This window comes from Salinimicrobium xinjiangense DSM 19287 (assembly GCF_000423585.1).
In the GTDB taxonomy this organism is placed as follows: Bacteria; Bacteroidota; Bacteroidia; order Flavobacteriales; family Flavobacteriaceae; genus Salinimicrobium; species Salinimicrobium xinjiangense.
The window spans coordinates 201,254-222,794 of sequence record NZ_KE384055.1 but is presented as its reverse complement, the minus strand read 5'-3'; the positions used below and the strand labels follow the sequence as shown (position 1 = coordinate 222,794).

Annotated in this window: 21 protein-coding genes; 15 read left to right on the top strand and 6 right to left on the bottom strand. The window is 43.2% G+C overall.

Annotated elements, in window-relative coordinates:
* Window positions 1-7: 7 nt before the first annotated feature.
* From G564_RS19450 to G564_RS0115365, 6 genes are all read left to right on the top strand, one after another.
* Window positions 8-1,207 carry an efflux RND transporter periplasmic adaptor subunit gene (locus G564_RS19450; RefSeq protein WP_037374147.1) on the top strand — a complete coding sequence of 400 codons (1,200 nt, stop codon included), beginning with the start codon at window positions 8-10 and terminating at the stop codon, window positions 1,205-1,207.
* On the top strand, window positions 1,208-4,333 hold the full coding sequence (locus G564_RS19445) for an efflux RND transporter permease subunit (RefSeq protein WP_037374121.1): 3,126 nt from the start codon (window positions 1,208-1,210) through the stop codon (window positions 4,331-4,333).
* 166 nt (window positions 4,334-4,499) lie between these two features.
* Window positions 4,500-6,323 carry a mechanosensitive ion channel family protein gene (locus G564_RS19440; RefSeq protein ID WP_084625659.1) on the top strand — a complete coding sequence of 608 codons (1,824 nt, stop codon included), beginning with the start codon at window positions 4,500-4,502 and terminating at the stop codon, window positions 6,321-6,323.
* Between the two features lie 116 nt (window positions 6,324-6,439).
* Complete coding sequence (locus G564_RS0115375) at window positions 6,440-8,221, top strand: vWA domain-containing protein (RefSeq protein ID WP_029038444.1); 1,782 nt, start codon at window positions 6,440-6,442, stop codon at window positions 8,219-8,221.
* A 147-nt stretch (window positions 8,222-8,368) separates the two neighbouring features.
* Entirely contained in the window at window positions 8,369-8,830 is a 462-nt protein-coding gene (locus tag G564_RS0115370; RefSeq protein WP_037374143.1) for an ankyrin repeat domain-containing protein, read from the top strand.
* 341 nt (window positions 8,831-9,171) lie between these two features.
* Window positions 9,172-9,963: a DUF1206 domain-containing protein gene (locus G564_RS0115365; RefSeq protein ID WP_037374119.1), complete on the top strand. Its 792-nt coding sequence runs from the start codon at window positions 9,172-9,174 to the stop codon at window positions 9,961-9,963.
* Window positions 9,964-10,128: 165 nt separating this feature from the next.
* Here G564_RS0115365 and G564_RS0115360 read toward each other — a convergent pair whose 3' ends face one another.
* From G564_RS0115360 to G564_RS0115350, 3 genes are all read right to left on the bottom strand, one after another.
* Window positions 10,129-10,809 (bottom strand): aspartate/glutamate racemase family protein, encoded by a 681-nt coding sequence (locus tag G564_RS0115360; RefSeq protein ID WP_029038441.1) that lies wholly within the window; start codon window positions 10,807-10,809, stop codon window positions 10,129-10,131.
* 116 nt (window positions 10,810-10,925) lie between these two features.
* Window positions 10,926-12,164 (bottom strand): S8 family peptidase, encoded by a 1,239-nt coding sequence (locus G564_RS0115355; protein ID WP_029038440.1) that lies wholly within the window; start codon window positions 12,162-12,164, stop codon window positions 10,926-10,928.
* Between the two features lie 247 nt (window positions 12,165-12,411).
* Entirely contained in the window at window positions 12,412-12,723 is a 312-nt protein-coding gene (locus G564_RS0115350) for a rhodanese-like domain-containing protein (RefSeq protein ID WP_029038439.1), read from the bottom strand.
* Window positions 12,724-13,001: 278 nt separating this feature from the next.
* Between G564_RS0115350 and G564_RS0115345 the strand changes: the two genes are divergently transcribed.
* The 9 genes from G564_RS0115345 (at window position 13,002) to G564_RS20200 (ending at window position 20,002) form a co-directional block, all read left to right on the top strand.
* Window positions 13,002-14,396 (top strand): anthranilate synthase component I family protein, encoded by a 1,395-nt coding sequence (locus G564_RS0115345; protein ID WP_029038438.1) that lies wholly within the window; start codon window positions 13,002-13,004, stop codon window positions 14,394-14,396.
* Between the two features lie 95 nt (window positions 14,397-14,491).
* On the top strand, window positions 14,492-15,157 hold the full coding sequence (locus tag G564_RS0115340) for an anthranilate synthase component II (RefSeq protein ID WP_029038437.1): 666 nt from the start codon (window positions 14,492-14,494) through the stop codon (window positions 15,155-15,157).
* A 3-nt stretch (window positions 15,158-15,160) separates the two neighbouring features.
* The gene (trpD, locus tag G564_RS0115335) at window positions 15,161-16,150 is read left to right on the top strand and encodes an anthranilate phosphoribosyltransferase (RefSeq protein WP_029038436.1); all 990 of its coding nucleotides are present in this window, start codon (window positions 15,161-15,163) and stop codon (window positions 16,148-16,150) included.
* A gap of 5 nt (window positions 16,151-16,155) precedes the next feature.
* Window positions 16,156-16,956: an indole-3-glycerol phosphate synthase TrpC gene (gene trpC / locus G564_RS0115330; protein WP_029038435.1), complete on the top strand. Its 801-nt coding sequence runs from the start codon at window positions 16,156-16,158 to the stop codon at window positions 16,954-16,956.
* Window positions 16,947-17,606 (top strand): phosphoribosylanthranilate isomerase, encoded by a 660-nt coding sequence (locus G564_RS0115325; RefSeq protein ID WP_245583702.1) that lies wholly within the window; start codon window positions 16,947-16,949, stop codon window positions 17,604-17,606. Before trpC ends, G564_RS0115325 begins: the two co-directional genes overlap by 10 nt.
* A gap of 5 nt (window positions 17,607-17,611) precedes the next feature.
* On the top strand, window positions 17,612-18,793 hold the full coding sequence (gene trpB / locus G564_RS0115320) for a tryptophan synthase subunit beta (protein ID WP_029038433.1): 1,182 nt from the start codon (window positions 17,612-17,614) through the stop codon (window positions 18,791-18,793).
* 78 nt (window positions 18,794-18,871) lie between these two features.
* Window positions 18,872-19,639, top strand: a complete 768-nt coding sequence (gene trpA, locus G564_RS0115315) for a tryptophan synthase subunit alpha (protein WP_029038432.1) — start codon at window positions 18,872-18,874, stop codon at window positions 19,637-19,639.
* A 79-nt stretch (window positions 19,640-19,718) separates the two neighbouring features.
* Window positions 19,719-19,865 carry a hypothetical protein gene (locus tag G564_RS20380; RefSeq protein WP_156879261.1) on the top strand — a complete coding sequence of 49 codons (147 nt, stop codon included), beginning with the start codon at window positions 19,719-19,721 and terminating at the stop codon, window positions 19,863-19,865.
* Window positions 19,865-20,002 (top strand): 30S ribosomal protein THX, encoded by a 138-nt coding sequence (locus G564_RS20200; RefSeq protein WP_084625658.1) that lies wholly within the window; start codon window positions 19,865-19,867, stop codon window positions 20,000-20,002. Before G564_RS20380 ends, G564_RS20200 begins: the two co-directional genes overlap by 1 nt.
* Window positions 20,003-20,095: 93 nt before the next feature.
* Here the strand turns inward: G564_RS20200 and G564_RS0115300 are convergent, their stop codons facing one another.
* Genes G564_RS0115300 through G564_RS0115290 form a run of 3 tightly spaced genes read right to left on the bottom strand, consistent with a single transcriptional unit; the run spans window position 20,096 to window position 21,349 of the window.
* Window positions 20,096-20,407 (bottom strand): helix-turn-helix domain-containing protein, encoded by a 312-nt coding sequence (locus G564_RS0115300; RefSeq protein WP_029038431.1) that lies wholly within the window; start codon window positions 20,405-20,407, stop codon window positions 20,096-20,098.
* Between the two features lie 2 nt (window positions 20,408-20,409).
* Window positions 20,410-20,667, bottom strand: a complete 258-nt coding sequence (locus G564_RS0115295; RefSeq protein ID WP_051205527.1) for a type II toxin-antitoxin system HigB family toxin — start codon at window positions 20,665-20,667, stop codon at window positions 20,410-20,412.
* A 16-nt stretch (window positions 20,668-20,683) separates the two neighbouring features.
* Window positions 20,684-21,349 (bottom strand): uracil-DNA glycosylase family protein, encoded by a 666-nt coding sequence (locus G564_RS0115290; RefSeq protein WP_029038429.1) that lies wholly within the window; start codon window positions 21,347-21,349, stop codon window positions 20,684-20,686.
* Window positions 21,350-21,541: the final 192 nt, after the last annotated feature.

Sequence of the window (21,541 nt, the reverse complement as noted above, 5' to 3'; positions counted from 1 at the left end):
ACCTGAAATGAGTACAAAAAAAATCATATTTATAAGTGTTGGTATCCTCGTTTTGGCAGTGGTGATCACTTCTTTTATATTCCTCACCGAGCCCACAGCACAGAGTGAAGGCGCAAGCAAAGAGATGGCAATGCTTGTACAGGTGACCCGGGCAGAAGCCGGGAATTTTTCTCCCACTCTTGTGGCTACAGGAACTGTAGAGCCCGTAAATGATGTTATTATAAGTGCCCGGGTGGGTGGAGAGGTAATAAGAAGAGCTACGGGGTTTGTTCCCGGGGGAGCTGTAAAAAAAGGAGAGATCCTCCTGCAAATAGACCCTGCAGATTATCGCAATAACCTGGAGCTAAGACGTAGTGAACTGTTACAGGCACAAACAGAACTCGCCGTGGAAATGGGCCGCCAGGAAGTAGCGCAGCAAGACCTTGAATTAGTAGGAGGCCAAACATTAACCGAAGAAGAAAAGTCACTGGTATTACGTCAACCCCAACTCAATGCAGTAAAAGCCAGGATAAAGGCAGCGCAGGCATCAGTTGCGCAGGCGCAACTGGACCTCTCCCGGACCACAATCCGAGCACCTTTTGATGCGCAGATCATTACCCAAAACGTCACTACAGGATCACAGGTGGCTGTGGGTGATGATCTTGGAAGGCTTGTTGGCACCCATACCTACCGGGTAATTTTAAGTTTGCCGGTATCAAGGTTGCAATGGCTTCGGTTTCCTGATGCTGAAGAAGACACCGGATCCCCGGTAAGAATAAGGAATTCTTCGGCCTGGCCTCAGGGAGTGTACAGAACAGGATACCTCAACAGCAAGGTAGGAGCATTAGACAATCAGACCCGCCAGGCAAGGATCCTCGTAGAAGTTCCGGATCCTTTGGCAAAAGATACTGCTTCCGGTCCCGAACTTATCATAGGTACTTTCGTCGAGGCACAGGTACAGGCAAATGAAATTGAGAATGTGGTGAGATTAAACCGGGATCACCTGCGAAACAACAATACAGTCTGGGTGATGCAGGACGGAAAGCTGAATATCCTGGAGGTGGAAGTACTTTTAACTGATCATCAGTACGCCTATATAAGTAAAGGCTTAACAGGAGGAGAAAGTATAGTTACCACAAATCTGAGTACTGTAGCCGAAGGAATAGCATTACGCACTGAAACAGATTCGGTGGAGCAGGAAGCTTCCGAAGCAACAGAAGATCAATAAATGGAGAAAAAGGAAAAGAAGATCAGGAAGACCGGAGCCATAGCTTATATGGCAAAGAACTCCATTGCCGCAAATCTCCTTATGATCCTGTTACTGGCAGGGGGTATCTGGACCATGTTCAATATTCAGAAAGAGGTTTTTCCGCAGTTTCAGCTCGATTACGTGGAAGTGCGGGTGAATTATCCCGGTGCCGCTCCTGCCGAAGTAGAACAGGGAATTCTTTTGCCTGTCGAAGAATCCATACGGGGCATACAGGGAATTAAGGAAATTGTCTCCACTGCTTATGAGGGCTCAGGGCAGGTGGTAATAGAACTCATAGCAGGTACAGACCGCATGAAAGCCTTTCAGGATATCGATCAGGCGGTTAGCAGGATACGCACCTTTCCCGATGATATCGAGCAACCCCAGGTAAGCCTGCAGCTGCAACAACGGGATGTAATGGAAATAAGCCTATACGGGCAGGTAGACATCTGGACCTTAAGGCAGCTTGGCGAACAGCTCAGAAATATCCTTTTGAGTAATCCCGAGATCACACAGGTAGAATTAGGAAATGTTCCGGATTACTTCACACATATTGAAATCCCGAGAAACAACCTTCGAAAATACAATCTCACCCTCGACGAAGTAGCTCGCATAGTAGCACAATCCAGTGAAGATGTGCCGGCTGGTGCCGTGGAAACATCGGCCGGAGAAATTCTACTGAGAATGCAGGAGCGTAAACAATGGGCAGAGGATTTTAGGGATATTGCAATTCTCAATTCTCCCTCGGGCGCAAAAGTGACCCTGGGGGAGATCGCTACAGTGACAGACGGATTTGAAGAGACCGGCTTCCACGGACAATTCAACGGGGTTCCCGCCGTGAGCCTCGACATATACCGGGTGGGCGATCAATCCCCCCTGAAAATTGCAGAAGTGGTAGACGAGATCCTGACCGATTTTCAACTGCCACCCGGAGTTAATTACAGAATAGATTCCAATGCCGCTGAAGATTACCGCGAAAGGCTTTCCCTGCTTACAGAAAATGGACTTATGGCTATAGGAATTGTATTGATCATCCTCACTCTTTTCCTGGAATACAGGCTGGCTTTCTGGGTGATGATGGGTATGACTATTTCTTTTGTAGGGGGAATAATCTTTCTTCCCATGGTTGGAGTGAGCCTTAACATGATCTCTATGTTTGGCTTTCTTGTAGTACTGGGAATCGTAGTTGATGACGCCATTGTAGTGGGAGAAAATGTGTATGAATACCGAAGGCAGGGAATGAGTTTTATGGACGCGGCTATTGCAGGTACCCGGGATGTCTCCAAACCTGTTATTTTTAGTATCACCACAACAATTATAGCTTTCATTCCTCTACTCCTCATGCCGGGAGAAACAGGAAAATTCTGGTGGCCTTTGCCGGTAGTTGTGATCGTAATTTTAGCTGTTTCCCTACTCGAAGCTTTATTTATTCTACCGGCTCACCTGGGTCATCTTTCTGAAAAAAAGTCCCGGGGCTGGAGAAAGAAACTGGAAAACTGGCAACAATCTTTTGCGGAAGCATTCAATAAATTTGTTCACAGATATTACCGGCCGGTCCTGGATAAATGTCTTGAATTTCGATATATCACTCTGAGTGCTGCCATAGCTCTTCTTATAATAGTAGGTGGATACGGCTACAGTGATCATATGGGAATGATCATGATGCCTGAAGTTGCGGCCGATGAGATAGAGGCAGGCGTAAGATTACCGGAAGGCACCACCACCCTGCAGGCAGGTAAGGTAGCCGAAGAGATCACCCGCTCCACATTTGAAATGTTTGAGGAATACAATCTGTATGAAGTAGCCGAAGGTGTAAAAACCAATGTAAGGGGACAGAATTTTATTGATGTGGAGATCGTTATGCGTCCACCAGATGAGCGGGAAATGACTGCAAGGGAACTTATCGCCCTATGGCGGGATAATATTGGAGAGATTGAAGGAGTAGACCAGATCACCTTTGAAGCCGAGCGAGGTCCCGGAGGTTATCAACAGGCGATAAGTGTGGATCTTAGCCATACAGACATCGATGTACTGGAAAAGGCCAGTATTGCTTTTTCTGAAAGAGTAAAAGCTTATAAGAATACACGTGATGTCAATGATAACTACAACAGAGGTAAGCAGCAATACGATTTTAAGCTGTTACCTGAAGGCAGGAATCTGGGACTTACCTCGACAGATGTAGGACGACAGGTACGGGATGCATTTTACGGCGCACTGGCAATGCGACAAATGAGAACCACTAACGAGATCGAAGTTAGAGTAAAGCTTCCTCTAGAGGAAAGAAGGGATATTCAAAACCTGGAAAACTTTTTGGTGCAAACTCCCGGGGGGGTCGAAGTACCTCTTCTTGACGTGGTAGAAATAAGACAGGAGGAGGCTTTTACCAGTATCAACCGTCGGGATGGCCGCAGGGTAGTAAGTGTGGGTATGGACGTAGAGCCTGCTAATACTGTGGGACAGGTGCTTGCCTCAATTCAAAAGGAAGTGCTCCCCCAGCTGCGTGCAGACTTCCCGGGACTTACATGGAGCTTTGAAGGCAGCCAGGCCGATATGAGAGAATCGACAGCTTCTTTATGGAGTAGTTTTTCTATGGCAATGTTGATAATTTATGTTCTGCTTGCCATTGCATTTGGAAGTTATTTTCAACCTCTTATTATCATGGCTGCAATCCCTTTTGGTATCGTAGGAGCCGTAATTGGTCATATTCTGCTGGGATACGATCTATCCCTGGTAAGTCTAATGGGGGTAATCGCTCTCACGGGGGTAGTGGTTAATGATAGTCTCATCATGATCGATTACGCCAATAAAAAGCGGAAGCATGTATCGGTCTACCAGGCTATACATGAAGCAGGGATAAGGCGTTTTCGGCCAATAATGCTTACTACGCTTACCACTTTTGGAGGCTTAACACCAATTATTCTCGAAACCTCCAGCCAGGCCTACTATCTAATCCCCATGGCTATTTCTCTTGGCTTTGGGATTGTATTTGCAACCTCTATTATCCTGGTGATTGTACCCTGTCTTTATTTAATCCTTGAAGACGCGATCCTTTATGTAAATCATGGAAAAACCACACCCCGAAAATTGAGTGCAAAATCTTCATAATCTGGTTATAAAAAGCTTTTAAACGAAAAGCCTCCTTAAGGTCATTAAAGGCTTCTGCAAAATTTCTTATCTTTAGGACTGCGGAATTTTCAGAAGAAAAGAGTCTTAAAAATGTCATTTTAAAGACTTATTCTATTGTCGGTTTTCCGTTGAAATTCTAACCCTTATGACCAGAAGTTTCCTGAAGAGCATGAGAATTAATAAGAGTAGTCAATTCCTTTTAAGTCTTTTTATATTTTTTACCTTCCTTACGATACCTGGGTTACAGGCGCAGATCCCGCAGTTGGAGACTGAAGCCGAGACTCCCGAGGAACCGCAATATCCCGATGACGATTTAGGCCGACGTAATCCCCGCTCCAGTTTAGCCGGATTCATTTCGGCCGTTGCAGAAAAAAATTATAATCTGGCGGGAGCCTATTTTATTGACGGCGACCCGGCCACTTCTTCCGAAGAACATGCAGAACTTGCGCAAAGGCTGGAGATCATGCTCAACCAGCGGGGACAGATCATGCCTTACTCATGGCTGAGCAGTGATCCTCAAGGGAGAACAGATGATGACCTCCCCAATCACCTGGACAGAGTGGGGACTATTACAGTTTCGGGAAAATCTTTTGATGTCCTGCTTGAAAAGGTGGAAGGACCCGATGGAGGCCCACTCTGGCTAATTTCTGATCAAACTACAGAATATGTACGGGAATTCTCAGACGTGGACGAAGAAGCTTTGATTATTGACCGCCTCCTTCCGGAATATCTGGAAACTACAGAATGGGGTGGTGTCCCTGTGGGTCAATGGCTGGTAATGATTGTTCTGGCGTTACTTGCCTATACCCTTGCCTGGTTTACCATTACGCTTCTTCTATACCTCATTCCTCTGGTATGGCGAAAAGCCCGCACCGAACCTGAATCGGGGGTTTTAGAAGCTTTTGCACTTCCTCTTAAGCTCTATCTGGCAGTCTGGCTCTTTGTTGCTGGCACCCGGGAACTCGGTCTTTCTATAATTCTAAGGCAACGTATAAGTGGAATTACGGTTGTTGTAGGTTTAGTAGCCCTGTTGATTTTATTGTGGAGACTTTCAGAATTCCTTGGCGTCTTTAGTCAGCGACGCATGAGCTCAAGGGGCAATGTATCGGGAGTTTCAGTAGTTCTTTTCTTGAAAAGAGCGGCTAAGATCGCAATAGTGATCTTCGGAATTATTGCCATTCTGGGAGCTTTTGGTGTAGACGTTACTACAGGTCTTGCCGCTCTGGGAATTGGTGGTTTAGCTCTTGCCCTGGGAGCCCAAAAAACCATTGAAAATTTTGTGGGCAGTGTAACCCTGATTACAGACCAGCCCATTAGGGTTGGAGATTTTTGTAAAGTAGGTGATACCATTGGAACAGTAGAAAAAGTTGGAATGCGCTCTACAAGAATAAGGACTCTGGCCCGTACAGTGGTCACTATTCCAAACGGGGAATTTTCTTCGAGTAAAATTGAAAATTATGCCCACCGGGATAAATTCTGGTTTAATCCGGTAATAGGTCTCCGATATGAAACCACTCCAGATCAAATAAGGTATCTCCTGGTGGAATTAAGAGCTATTCTATATGCTCACCCCATGGTAACATCAGACACTGCCAGAGTGAGGTTTATAGAATTAGGCTCAGATTCACTTAATCTGGAGGTGTTCACCTATGTCAAAGTTGCAACATTTGACGATTTCCTTGAAGTAAAAGAAGATCTGCTCCTGCGCATCATGGATACAGTAGGAGAAAGCGGAACCGGTTTTGCCTTCCCATCTCAAACAATTTACTTCGGAAAAGACACAGGTCTCTCAAAAGAAAAATCCCAATCTGCCGAAGAAAAAGTAAGGCAATGGAAAGAAAAAGGAGAACTGCAACTCCCAAAGTTTGACCCGGAAAAGATCAAGGAGATCGAAGACAAAATTCATTATCCTCCTGATGGATCTGCTGAACAAAAAATAAAAGGCACCGGTAAGATCCCTGGTCTTTAATAAGTTAACCTCTAACAAGTAAGATCGACTTCATAATATATTCCCGGTTGCACAGCAGTGGCAGGATATTTGTTAAAATTTAAAAGAACCTCCAGTTTCAACTAAATTTTAACCAAATGAATGTAATTCTACTACTACTTGTCTCCACATTATTGAATATTTCAACAAATTCTGAAACAGTTACCGGTACGGTTACAGATGAAAATCAACGCCCCCTGCCGGGAGTTAATGTGCTTGTGGAGGGCACGCAAAAAGGAACCCAAACAGATTTTGACGGGACTTATACAATAAAGGCAAAAAAAGGGGACCAACTGCTGTTTGGTTATCTCGGTTATAAGACCGCCAGAATTAAAGTGGGAGATAAGAAAATTCTTGATGTTTCCCTCGAACCCGATAAGGCTTCACTGGAAGAAATGGTAATCGTTAGTTATGGAAATTTGAATAATTCCCGGCAACGAATAAGAGGTTTTGCCTCTGCTCCTCCCCCACAGAGGGAATCATATAAGGAGATTGAAGAAAATATCTTTAAAAGTGTAAACGCCGCTCCCCTTTCTACCTTTTCCATCGATGTCGATAAAGCCTCCTATAGCAATGTACGCCGAATGATCAATAATGGGCAAAAAGTGCAGAAAGATGCTGTGAAAATTGAAGAATTGGTGAATTATTTCAGTTATAATTATGCACAACCAACGGGAGAACATCCATTCGCTATACACACCGATGTGGCCACCACTCCCTGGAATAAAGATTCAAGACTCGTAAAAATAGCTTTACAGGGAAGAACCATTCCCCTTGATGATGTTCCCCCTTCTAACCTTGTATTCCTTCTGGACGTATCAGGTTCTATGAATTCTCCCAACAAACTGCCTCTTCTAAAATCGGCTTTTAAACTATTGACCGGTCAATTACGGGAACAGGATAGAGTTGCCATTGTGGTGTATGCGGGAGCAGCCGGGCTTGTACTTCCCTCTACAAAAGGAAGTGACAAAAAAACCATTTTTGAAGCCCTTGACAATCTGTCGGCAGGAGGTTCAACAGCAGGTGGAGAGGGTATTGAACTTGCATACGAAATAGCAGAGGAAAACTTTATCAAAGGGGGAAACAACAGGGTGATCCTTGCAACAGATGGAGATTTTAACGTGGGAGCAAGTAGTGACAGGGCAATGGGAGATCTGATAGAAGAAAAAAGGGAAACCGGGATTTTCCTGACCGCTCTTGGCTTCGGCATGGGCAATTACCAGGATTCAAAACTGGAGACCTTTGCGCAAAAAGGCAACGGAAACCATGCATATATAGATACTATGCAGGAGGCAAAAAGAGTATTGGGAACAGAATTCGGTGGCACTATTTATACAATAGCAAAAGATGTAAAGATCCAGGTGGAATTCAATCCCTCACGTGTGCAGGCTTACCGCCTCATTGGATATGAAAACAGGCTGCTTAACGATGAAGATTTCAATGATGACAAAAAAGATGCGGGAGAACTGGGCAGTGGACATACGGTGACAGCTCTTTATGAAATTATTCCTGTGGGGGTAAAAAGCAGGTATCTGAAAGATATAGATGATCTTAAGTACACCAAAAAGAGTAATAAATCCAATTCTGATGAACTGCTAACGGTAAAGTTCAGATATCAAAAACCCGAAGGATCCAAAAGCATTCTAATTACAGAAACAGTAAAAGACGCCGCACAAACTATGAGTGCAGATTTCGAATTTGCTTCGGCAGTAGCTTTATTTGGTATGCAGTTGCGGGAGTCGGAGTTTACAAATAATGCTAACAAAGATCTTGTGATCTCCCTGGCTGAAGCAGGAAGAGGCGAGGATCGCGATGGCTATCGTGCAGAATTCATAAGACTGGTAAAAACAGCAGATGTTCCTCAGGATGTAACCAATTAAGGATTCGGTGGTTCTTCAAATCAGGGGAAAAAATCGATTTATCATTAGAAGGCAATGTCCAAAGGCTTTACTAGCTGAGCTGTTTTTCTTAAATTGCTTCAACACTCCTCTAAAATCCCATTTTTGGAGAGTAATATTTAGATGATTATGGATATTCATGAAAACATTCGTTTAGGAAAGGCCGGAGAACTCAGAAAACAGATACAGGCCGATCCTCTGTTGCTGAATAAAACAGATGACAGAGGTTTTCCTCCATTAATACTTGCTACTTATTTTGGCCAATCTACAGTTACTAAAGTCCTGCTGCAGGAAGGTGCAGATGTCAATGCCCGGGACGCTGCAGGTAATACTCCATTAATGGGTGTTAGTTTTAAAGGCTCCCGGGAATTAGCCCAAATTCTTCTTGACCATGGGGCGGATGTCAATGCACAGAATTTCGATGGATCAACTGCACTCATTTTTGCAGCCACTTTTGGGCAGGAAGAAATGGCAGAGCTACTTTTGGAACATGATGCAGATAAATCTCTTAAAGACAATAACGGACAAACTGCATACGATCATGCCCGTATTAAAGGATTTTCAACAATTGAAAAATTGCTGAAATTTTAAATTTTAATTTCTGTTACCCATAGAGATATCTAACATGGCCTGGCAGGTGATGGTTCAAATCCCGCTTGCTATAAAAAGATGTTAATTAAAAAGAGGTTTATATCCTCTTCCAGGCCGTATTTCTTAATTAAACCTTTTCAGAAATAAAGAATAATTCCCGGCGGCCGGTTTCCAGACACACTTCTAACGGAAGAAAAACAAGGTATCTATTCCGCCTCCTTTCACATGGTAAGTTTTAACTATGTTTTAAAATATCCTGCTGCTATTCCCTTAAAGTATTTATAATTCATTGGTATTCACATGCCTTTCTTTTAATTTAGAGGCAAACCAACACCAAAATTATGAATAACAACATCAAAAAAATGGCCCGTACAGGCTTTGTGGCCAAGGGAGTAGTCTACGGTATAATCGGCGTGCTCACTTTTAAGGCTGCATTTGACATGGGCGGACAAAAGGCAGGACAAATGCAGGTCCTGGAGTTTCTGGAAAAACAGACTTTTGGCAATATTCTTTTAATATTAATAGCTATTGGTCTTGCCTGCTATGCAGCCTGGAGGTTTGTCCAATCTGTTAAAGACCCCGAGAATATAGGAGATGATTCCAAAGGAAAGGCTAAAAGAGTAGCCTTCTTTTTTAGCGGACTCTTATACCTTGGATTTGGAGTACTTGCTGCGTTAAAAGCCTTTGGTTCCGGTGGTGGCAGTTCTGGTTCTTCAGGGTCTGCACAGAATTCTTCTTTCCTGGCCAGTGAAACCGGGCTGTGGATCATTGGGATCGTTGGTGCAGGTATTATAATAGCGGGAATCTTTCAGTTTGTGAAAGCATATAAAAATGATTACCAGAAAAAATTCAATCTGAGTTCTCTTGACGATCAGAAAAAACGGGAAAGTATTGAAAAGACCGCAAAATTTGGACTTAGTGCACGGGGAGTGATCCTTCTTATAATTGGATACTTTGCTATCCAGGCAGCCATAGATTCAAATCCTTCAGAGATAAAGAGCACACGGGAAGCATTTTCTTTTATACAGGAGTCGGCCTATGGCCCATGGTTAATGGGACTGGTAGCTGCAGGTCTTGTGGCGTATGCCATTTACATGTTCTTAATGGCAAAATACAGAAGGTTCAATGGTTAAAAAAGGAGGGTTTTTACCTATTGTCAAAGGTTTGGATCCCTTCTATATTTACAATACCAATTAATGATCACGTGCATCAGTAAAAGGTAATTTGTAAATTTTTGTTTAAAAAAAGGAAGAGAGATTGGGGGATCTCTCTTCTTTATTTTGGTACCAATCAGGAAATTAATTAAAAATATAATCCACGGCCATCTGGGCATGCAGGTTTGTGCTTTGTAAAAGAGGAAGATCTGTGTCATCAGAAGAAATTAGAAGAGGTAATTCTGTACATCCCATAATGATTGCCTGTGCTCCCTTTTCCTTCAAAAGCTGAATGTGGTCGAGAAAAAATGACTTTGCCGATTCGGTAAATTTTCCTTTGGTAAGTTCCTGTGAAATAAATTGATGGATCTCATCCATAAAATCCTGCTCAGGTACAATGGTCTCAATTCCATACTCTTGTTTTAACCTTTTATGCAGAAAATCGCCCTCCATGGTAGGTTTTGTTCCCAGAAGTCCAAGTTTTTTAAAACCTTTCCCGGAAGCTTCTACTCCAATAGCATCTGCTATATGCAGAATAGGAATAGAAATTTTGTCTTTTACATGATCATATACCAGGTGAGGAGTATTGGCACAAATAACAATAGCATTTGCCCCGGCTATCTCTAATTTTCGGGCAATATGTAAATATTTTGTTTTGATCTTCTCTACATTAAACTCCCTCATTAGTTCAATATTGAGGCTATAAATTATAAGGGGAGGATTTGAATGAGTGCCTGTTCTTTTTCCGGCCATCTCATTGATGAGCCGGTAATATACTATGGTAGAATGCCAGGAGGTTCCACCTATTAAACCGAGGGTGCGCATGGGTTGGTATGTTTCGCATAAAGATAAAAAATACCCAGGGTAACAATTGTGACTAATATCAGCAAAAACGAAAAAAGCACCCCAAAGGGTGCTTTTTAAAGATAATTCATCAACTCTTAGTGAACAGCAATAGGGTCTGGATTCCCATCAGGATCACCTGAAGCATATCCACTTGTAGAAATATTTCCTAAAAGCCAGATTCCGGCAGCATGAGGCGCCGCCATAGAAGTTCCGCTAATAGTATTATAACCACCACCTTTCCAGGTAGATTTAATGCTCACACCGGGTGCTGCGTAATCTACAGGAGGGTTACCCCAGTTTGAGAAGGAGGCAAATGTATCGCTTGAATTAATGGCCGAAATAGTTACCACATTAGCATGGTTAACTCTGGCAGGTGAAGAATTATTAGCATCTGCACCATCATTACCTGCTGCAAGGGCAAATTTAATTCCCGCTTGGGCAGCTCTAAGAACTGCATCATCTAAAGCCTGGGAAACAGGTCCACCAAGACTCATGTTAGCAACATCTCCGGATTTTCCGTTAGCAGCTACGTGATCAACACCGGCTACAACTCCGGAATAGGATCCACTTCCACGGCTGTCAAGAACTTTCACCGGAACAACTGTTGCACCGGCAGCAACTCCTATAACTCCTACACTATTATCAAGAGCAGCAATAGTCCCTGCTACATGTGTTCCATGTCCGTTTCCGTCATCAAGAGAACCGCCATCTCTTCCCGAAGTAAAGGCGTTAAAACCTCTGGATGCATCAACTTTCAAGTCTTCATGATCCAGGTCCACACCTGTGTCAAGGATCCATGCAACTCCACTACCAGTATAAGTTACTCCCCCATTTACACGGGTAATTCCGTAAGGAGTTTCCTGACTAGAGGTTCCTCCGTCACCACCACCATCACCGTCTCCGGGATCTTCACATGGACCTCCGTTTGGAGTACCACATGGAGGGGCAAGTGCAACGATACGGTCCTGCTCCACATAGGCCACATCTTTACTCTCACTAAGCTTAAGGGCATCTGCCTTGGACATTTTTACGGCAACACCAGATAAAGCGGCGCTGTATACCGAAATAATTTCAACTCCGGATACACCTTTTGATTTAAAAACATTCTCAGATTTTTCCTGAACCTGCAATTTGTTCAACATGTGATCTCCCGACATTTTTCCGGGCTCTTTAAAAACTACAATAAACTGACCCGGGATAATCTCAGAGTAGTTTTGAGATGCCTGTGGCTCCTCCTGAGTTTGAACGTTTGGTGCCTCGTCTTTCGAGCACGATACCATTGCGGCAAGGGCAAAAGCTGCCGCCCAACTTGAATAAGTTTTCTTAGACTTCATAAAAAATGTTTTAGGTTATTGTTAAAAGATATTCCGAAACTATACTAATTATTTATATAACCAAATTTTTTAACAACATCTCTCTCAGGTTTTTAACTTATTTAACAGCAGGAGAACAATAAAATTTAAGTGCTAAATTTGTTAAAAAAATTAAGATATCCTTTGCTGCTACTACTCTGAGCATAAAATGAAAAAGGCAGATTCCCAGAGAAATCTGCCTTTCTATTTGTTAAAAATTTTATGAGGATTATTCCGACTTTTCTCCCTTCCACTGGGAAAACCCTCCCAGAAGATTGTATGTTGTCTTAAATCCTTTCTGATCCATGAGAGTGCAGGCCTGCGCACTTCTGGCACCCGATCGGCAATAGACATAGTAATTTTTATCCCGGTCCAATTGATCGATTTCATCGATGAACTCCTGCCCTTTGTAGATATCAATGTTTTTTGCCCCGGGAAGATGTCCTTCTTCTACCTCTGCCTCTGTACGTACGTCAAGGATCACGGCATTGTCATCTTCAGCTATTTTTTCTCTCCACTCTTCCTGTGTTATTTCTTTCATGCTATTTAGTTTTAGGTTGATCTGCACAAAGATAAGAATCGGGTTCTTTTTTAAGCCTAAAGATGCCTTCATCTAAAACTTTTATTGGAATTTATTTTTTTAGAAATAATTCCCGTTTATATTTGCTTTTCAAATGAACCCGATCAATAACAAAAACTGGTGGTGGAAGTACTTACGTCAAACGTCGTGAGCAAAACCTCCTGTATCATATACAAAGGCTTGTCAATCACGACAAGCCTTTTTTTATGTTCAATAATTCAGAAAAGCAGAATTTAAATATGTACCAACTCAAAACTACGTACAAGAAACTACTGGCAGATACCTTTACTCCGGTGAGTGTTTATCTAAGGCTCAGGGATATTTTTCCCAACAGCCTCCTGCTCGAGAGTAGTGATTACCATGGGAATGAAAACAGTTTCTCCTACATCTGCTGCAATCCTATAGCTTCTGTCAAAGTGGAGAAAAACAGGCTTATTCAAAATTTTTCCGACGGCTCTGTTGAAGAAACTGAAATTTCCTCCGAAATAAATGTTCCTGAAAAGATCCACGAGTTCGCCAAAAAATTCAGCACCACCGCACCCGATTTTAATTTTATCAATGAAGGTCTTTTTGGATACATTGCTTATGACGGTGTGCAGTACTTTGAAAACTTAAAGCTGAACAAAAAAAAGGGAGATCTCGAAATTCCCGAAATATATTATGCGGTGTATCAGAATATCATTGCCATTAACCATTTCAATAATGAGGCTTTCATTTTTGATCACAGCTACAATTCTGCCAGTAATCTGGAACAGATCGAACAGCTGCTGAAAGTGAAGAATTTCGCCTCCTACTCTTTTACTGCCGAAGGAGAACCTGCTTCAAACGAGACCGATGAAGGTTACCGTAAGATGGTTCAAAAAGCAAAGGAGCACTGTCAGCGTGGTGATGTTTTCCAACTGGTGCTTTCAAGAAGATTTTCCCAGGGCTTCAAAGGAGATGAATTCAATGTATATCGTGCCCTGCGGAACGTCAACCCCTCGCCTTACCTCTTCTATTTTGACTACGGAAATTTCAAGATCTTCGGAAGTTCGCCGGAAGCCCAGCTTGTTGTAAAAGACGGCAAAGCCGAAATCCACCCCATCGCCGGAACCTTTAAAAGAACCGGAAATGATGAACAGGATGCCGAAAGCGCCAAAGCCCTCGCAGCCGATGAAAAGGAAAATTCTGAACACGTGATGTTGGTAGATCTTGCCCGAAATGACCTTAGCCGCAACGGCAGCGGAGTAAAAGTGGAAACTTATAAAGAGATACAATTCTTCTCTCACGTGATCCACCTCGTAAGCAAGGTAACCGGAAATAAAAATGAAGACATTAGCACCATGCAGATGGTGGCCGACACCTTTCCTGCAGGCACCTTAAGTGGTGCGCCAAAACATAAGGCGATGCAGCTTATAGAGAAGTATGAGAATGTAAACAGGGATTTCTACGGAGGCGCAATTGGATTTATGGATTTCAACGGAAATTTCAACCATGCAATAATCATCAGATCATTTTTGAGCAAAAATCACCGGCTTCACTTCCAGGCCGGGGCAGGAATAGTTTCAGGATCGTCTGAAGAAAGTGAATTACAGGAAGTGTACAACAAACTGGGAGCCTTGAAAAAAGCACTGGAACTGGCTGAAGGAATATAGAGCCTCCCCCGGCCCCTCCATAGGAGGGGAGTTTAACCACCCCGTCCGCCGAGGCGGACACCCTCTTTAAAAAGGAGGGAATTAAAAGAATATTGATGGAAAAAGACTTAAATAATAAAAACAATGCTCTTCCCGGAGGGGAGAGACCAAGGGTCTTAGTAATTGACAATTACGACTCATTTGTATATAACCTGGTGCATTACCTTGAAGAGCTGGATTGCAAAGTAACTGTGCGACGCAACGATGAGCTGGACCTGGAAGAAATAGAGAAGTACGATAAGATCCTGCTTTCCCCCGGCCCCGGAATTCCCGATGAAGCCGGACTACTTAAACAGGTCATTTCCAGCTACGCCTCCAAAAAGAGCATTTTAGGTGTCTGTCTCGGGCAGCAGGCCATTGGCGAAGTCTTCGGCGGAAAGTTGATCAACCTTAAGGAGGTTTATCACGGTGTAGCTTCAAAAGTGAAATTATGTGTAACAGATGAAATGCTGTTTGATACTATGGACAATGAAATTGAAGTCGGTCGCTACCACTCCTGGGTTGTGGATACTGCACTTCCCGATTGTCTTGAAGCAACCTCTTTTGATGAAAACGGACAGATCATGTCCCTTCGTCACAGAGATTATGATGTTCGCGGAGTACAATTTCACCCGGAGTCTGTTTTGACGCCGCAGGGAAAAAAGATCATCGCCAACTGGATCAACAGCCCGGCAAGATCTCCCAAAGAAAAACAAGAAACTAAAGAATCCGATATAGCTTAAGGCATGAAACAAATTTTAAACAGGTTAATCAACCACGAGACCATCAGCCGGGAAGAAGCCAGATCTGTGCTGGTAAATATTTCCACGGGTAGCTATAACGACAGCCAAATCGCAGCTTTTCTAACGGTGTACATGATGCGAAGCATTACTCTGGACGAGCTGGAAGGCTTCCGTGATGCGCTGCTGGAAATGTGCCTTCCGGTAGAGCTGAGTCAGTATGATCCTGTAGACCTCTGTGGGACCGGAGGTGACGGCAAGGACACTTTCAATATTTCGACTTTGGCCTCATTTGTTACTGCCGGCGCCGGAGTAAAAGTCGCAAAACATGGGAACTACGGAGTCTCATCCGGTTGCGGGAGTTCCAACGTCATGGAGCACCTGGGAATTAAATTCAGCAATGAGCAGGATTTCATTGAGCGCAGCATAGACGAAGCCGGAATTTGCTTTTTACACGCTGCACTTTTCCATCCCGCCATGAAAAATGTAGCGCCAATAAGAAAGAATCTTGGAGTAAAGACCTTTTTCAACATGTTGGGTCCCATGGTAAATCCGGCGTTTCCAAAGAATCAGGTGGTGGGAGTTTACAGCCTTGAACTCGCCAGGATGTATGCTTATCTTTACCAGAAGACAGATAAGAATTTCACCATTTTACATGCATTGGACGGTTACGACGAGATCTCCCTTACCGGAAACACGAAAATGATCACCAACCGGGCTGAAACCATGCTGCGACCTCAGGATCTTGATGTCCCTGAGATCAATGCCGCAGATATTTCAGGAGGAAATACAGTGGAATCGGCGGCGAAGATCTTTATGGATGTGCTTAACAACAAAGGAACAGAGTCCCAGGTCAATGTAGTCTGTGCCAATGCCGCCGTTGCTATAAGCACAGTGAAAAAAACAGGGCTTGAAAATGCCTTTTTTGAAGCCAAAGAAAGTCTGAAGTCCGGTAATGCATTAAAGGCATTGCAGAAACTTCAGCAGTTAAATTAAAAAGAATGAACATACTCGAAAAAATAGCCGCCCATAAAAAACAGGAACTGGCAATTTCTAAAGAAGAAATTCCGGCAGAATCCCTGGAGCTTCTGCCTCACTTCAAGAGGAAATGCATCTCCTTAAAGGAAAATCTTCAGAAATCTGATACAGGAATTATTGCCGAATTCAAAAGACGCTCCCCCTCCCATCCCGAAATTAACCTGGATGCCGAAGTAGCCGAAATAACCGCCGGCTATGAAAAGGCAGGCGCGTCAGGAATTTCTGTACTTACAGATGAGGAGTTCTTTGGAGGCTCTTTAGACGACCTCGCCCTTGCCAGGGAAACTGTGAAGTTACCATTGCTGCGGAAAGATTTTATTGTAGATGAATACCAGATCATTGAGGCAAAAGCAATGGGTGCAGACGTTATCCTTTTGATCGCCGCTATGCTGAAACCTTCAGAAATCAAGAAATTTTCAGCGCTGGCTAAAAAACTGGGATTAGAAGTTTTGCTGGAAGTACACAATGAAGAGGAGCTCAAAAATAACATTTTTGACACCGTAGATATTATCGGTGTCAATAACCGAAATCTAAAGAACTTCGAAGTTGACTTAAAATTCAGCAAGGATCTGGCAGAAAAGATTCCTGACAATTATATCAAGATCTCCGAAAGCGGAATTAGTGATACAGCCGCAATCCTGGAGCTCCAAAAATGCGGATTTCAGGGCTTTCTTATCGGTGGCAATTTTATGAAGACAGAAGATCCCGGCAAGAGTGCTGCGGAATTCATTCAGGAACTAAAATCCAAAGCCTTATGGACCTGAAACTGAAGATCTGCGGCATGAGAGAAGCCGAAAACATCGGGGCTATAGCGGCTTTGAAACCCGATTATCTGGGCCTGATTTTTTATGAAGGTTCTCCACGAAATGTCTCGGAAAAAATTGAAGCACTTACTCCGCAGATCAAAAGAACTGGGGTATTTGTAAACGCTTCAGAAGAAGAGATCATTCAGAAAGTTGAGGACTATGAGCTTGAAGCTGTTCAGCTTCACGGGGAGGAATCGGCGGAATTATGCAAGAACTTAAAAGATCATTTTTCCGAAGCAGGGAAACCCGTAGAGATCATCAAAGTCTTCGGCATCAGAGAAGTCTTTAACTTCGACCGCCTAAGACCGTATGAAGAATTAGTGGATTTTTTCCTTTTTGACACCATTGGAAAAAATAAGGGTGGAAATGGGATTACTTTCGATTGGGATCTTTTAAAGGAATACCCCTCCAACACTCCATTTTTCCTGAGTGGCGGAATAGGAGTTGACGAAGTTGCTGCTATAAGATCATTCTACAGCTATTTTAAAAGAAATAACAATGAGGAGCTGTTTTACGGCATCGATGTAAACAGCAAATTTGAAACGGCACCGGGAATGAAAGATCCCGCAGCTCTGGAGAAATTTAGGGAAGGGCTGTTTAATAAATAAGAAATATGATTTATCAGGTAAACGAAAAAGGATATTACGGGGATTTTGGCGGCGCCTTTATTCCGGAAATGCTATACCCCAATGTAGAGGAGCTTCGCTCCCGCTATCTGCAGATCATGCAGGAAGAGGATTTTCAGAAGGAATTCCGTCAGCTGCTAAAGGATTATGTGGGCAGGCCCACGCCACTTTACTATGCTGAAAGGTTCAGCAAAAAATACGGTACAAAAGTCTATTTAAAACGTGAAGATCTCTGCCATACAGGGGCTCACAAAGTAAACAATACCATTGGCCAGATCCTAATGGCAAAGCGCCTGGGTAAAAGCCGAATTATAGCCGAAACCGGTGCAGGACAGCACGGAGTGGCGACTGCTACTGTTTGCGCGCTCATGGGAATTGAATGCGTGGTGTATATGGGCGAGATCGACATTAAAAGACAGGCGCCAAACGTGGCCCGGATGAAAATGCTCGGTGCCACTGTGGTTCCCGCGACCTCAGGCAGCCGTACTCTGAAAGATGCCACAAACGAGGCCATTCGTGACTGGATCAACAATCCGATGAACACGCATTATATCATCGGATCTGTGGTAGGACCACATCCCTATCCGGACATGGTTGCAAGATTTCAAAGCGTAGTTTCTGAAGAAGTGCAAAAGCAACTGCAGGAAAAGGAAGGCCGTGAAAATCCCGATTACGTGGTGGCATGTGTCGGCGGTGGAAGTAACGCCGCCGGATTGTATTACCACTACCTGGATAAAGAAGAGGTAGGTATCATTGCCGTAGAAGCCGCCGGGGAAGGTGTGCTCACAGGTAAAAGTGCAGCAACCTCAGCCCTTGGTCGCGAGGGAATCATCCACGGCAGTAAAACCCTGTTGATGCAAACAGAAGACGGACAGATCACTGAGCCTTATTCCATTTCCGCCGGGCTAGACTATCCCGGAGTTGGACCTATGCATGCCAATCTATTCAGGACCGGGCGTGGGGAATTTATTTCGGTAACAGATGAAGACGCCATGGCCGCAGGATTGCAGCTGTGTAAGCTGGAAGGGATCATTCCGGCAATAGAAACCGCCCACGCTCTTGCCATTTTTGAGACCCGGAAATTCGAAAAAGATGATGTGGTAGTGGTGAATCTCTCCGGTCGTGGAGATAAGGACCTTAATACTTATATAGAGCATTTTAATTTGTAATATACCGTCATCCTGAATTTATTTCAGGATCTCAAAAGAAGCTGAAACAAGTTCAGCTTGACGACATTTAATAAAAACATGAACAGAATAAAACAAAAACTTCAGGAAGATCCTTCCAAAAAGCTGCTTTCCATTTACTTTACCGCAGGATATCCTGAACCTGAAGATACCGTCACCATACTTCAGGAGCTTCAGGAAAGCGGTGTGGATATGGTTGAAATTGGATTGCCTTTCAGTGATCCTTTAGCCGACGGACCGGTGATCCAGCGGAGTTCAGAAGCTGCTTTAAAAAGCGGAATGACCACCAAAAAGCTTTTTCAGCAACTGGAGGGAATTCGCAAATCTGTTGATATTCCGTTATTGATCATGGGTTATTTTAATCCCATCCTTCAGTTCGGAGTAGAGCGATTTTGCCGTCAATGCAGAGAAAGTGGGATTGACGGACTCATAATTCCGGATCTTCCGCTGGAGGAATACGAGCTTCAGTATAAAGAGATCTTTCAGAAGTATGATCTGCTGATGATATTTCTTATTACTCCACAAACTTCAGAAGAAAGGATAAAAGAGATCGACAGCGCTTCCGAAGGCTTTATTTATATGGTGAGCAGTGCGAGTGTGACAGGCGGTACAGGTGGCTTTGGAGATGAACAAAAGGATTATTTTACTCGGGTGTCAAAAATGGGACTAAAGAGCCCTCTTATTGTCGGCTTCGGGATCAAGGACAACAAAACCTTTGAACAGGCTACAGCACAGACAAAAGGCGCGATAATCGGTAGCGCATTCATTAAACACCTCACCGAAAACGGAACGGGTAAAATTCCGCAATTCTTAAAGAACATCCGATAATTAACGCTCTTGTTAACATGGCTTTAATAGAGATTGGGTCTTATATTCCGTATCTTGAAGAGAACTTAAAATTAAAGTTATGGGACGTATATCAGATAAACACGATAAAAGAAAGAGACGCAGTGATAATGATCCACTTAGCGGTGAAATAGGAAATCGTGATATTGAAACCAATGATTTTGATATTGACGAAAAGACTATAAAAGACCAGCAGAAAAAAAAGTAATGGAGAAAGGAGAGAAAAAGACCAAAGGTGGTAAGACTCCGCTCAATACTTTTGGAAAACTGCGACCTAGAAGAGGAAAATTTACTACAAAACCTCAACAAATTAAAGATCCGCTTGAAAAAGAAGAAACCGTCTAGTCTTCAAAAAACTGACGGTACTGCAAGACCCTGAAATCAATTTTATTGAATTCGGGGTTTTGTTTTTTAATGGTTATTAAATTGAAGGAAATTTTAGGCTAGTAAGATCTCTGCCGGTATTTTTAATTCTTTATATAAAGTTTTGATCATCCCTAATGTGAGATTTCTTTTTCTATTCAAAATTTCACTTACCCTACTCTGGCTACCCAGATACTTTACCATATCGGCGTTAGTCATCCCCATTTGCTCCATTCGGAATTTAATTGCATCTATTGGATCTGGTGGTGCAACCAATAAGTCGAATTCGTCACCTTCCGGTGTATCTCTTTGTGCTCCCCACAGCTTCTCAATTCTGCTAAGTGCGAAATTATAGTCATTTTCTGTTTTTATTGGTCGAATGTTCATAATCAAATGGTTTTAGCATCAATCGAATCGTATTGTTTATGGGTTCCGATGAACCTTATGAAAACTACTTGAAACTGATAATCAATGGCAACTATTAATCTGTAGTTATTGCCTTTAATATTGAATACAGCTCTTCCGTCTCCAACTATGCTGGCATTTTGAAACTGCATTTTCAGCTCATTAGGATCTTTCCAATTAGCTGCTTTGGTGATATGATAATTAAGCCGTATTTCCCGTTTTGGGATATTTAATTTTGACATTATAAAGAATAACTAATCAATCTTCAAAAAACTGACGGTACTGCAAGACCCTGAAATCAATTGTATTGAATTCGGGGTCTTGTTTTTTAAGGTGTTTGTACAATTCCATGCTCCCAATTGCACGGTTTGCAGAACCTGAAGGCGCAGTCAGGGAGACGGTGTTGATGGGCCGGCCATCCAGCAGAAACTGGTGTACCCGGGGCACATCATTAGAGATCACTTTTATTTTTATCTCGTGATGTTTAAGTAACTTCCTGAAAAAGAATTCCGGTCCGTTTTTACTGTTTCCGCCGGTAAAAAGAAGGGTGTCAATCTTTTCGTGGCGTTTTAAGATGCCAATTAGATCCCTCAACTCCACATGCAGCATTCCAAGGTCTGAAGCGTCGACCTTTTCCCTTCTGCAGCTTTCCACCGTATCACATATCCCAATCCCTTTTTTTGCCAGGAAATCTTTTCGCTGCGCCACTGCCTCGGGAGTATTCTCAAATTTCAGGTCCAGATCAAAGATCCTGTCAATGATCTGCCATAGCATGCCGTCACGACTCCCATAGCAGAAATCCACATCGTCCTCTTTTAGCTCACGGGTGGTAAATCTGGGAGGAGGCAAGGTACCGACAATGAGTTTTGTGGCGTCTTCGGGAATGAAGGGTTCGTAGGGGTGTTTATGATGAAAAAGGTTCAAGGTTTAAAGTTTAAGGTTCAAGGTTGCGAGTTGCGGGTTGCGAGTTGCGGGTTGCGAGTTGCGGGTTGCGGGTTGCGGGTTAAAAAGTTCCATGTTGCACGTTGCAGGTCAAAGAAGCAAATTTTAAACCAAAAAATACGTTCCTCTTTCCTCTCTCCACTTTCCTCTAAAATTGAATTTGGTGCTTGTTTC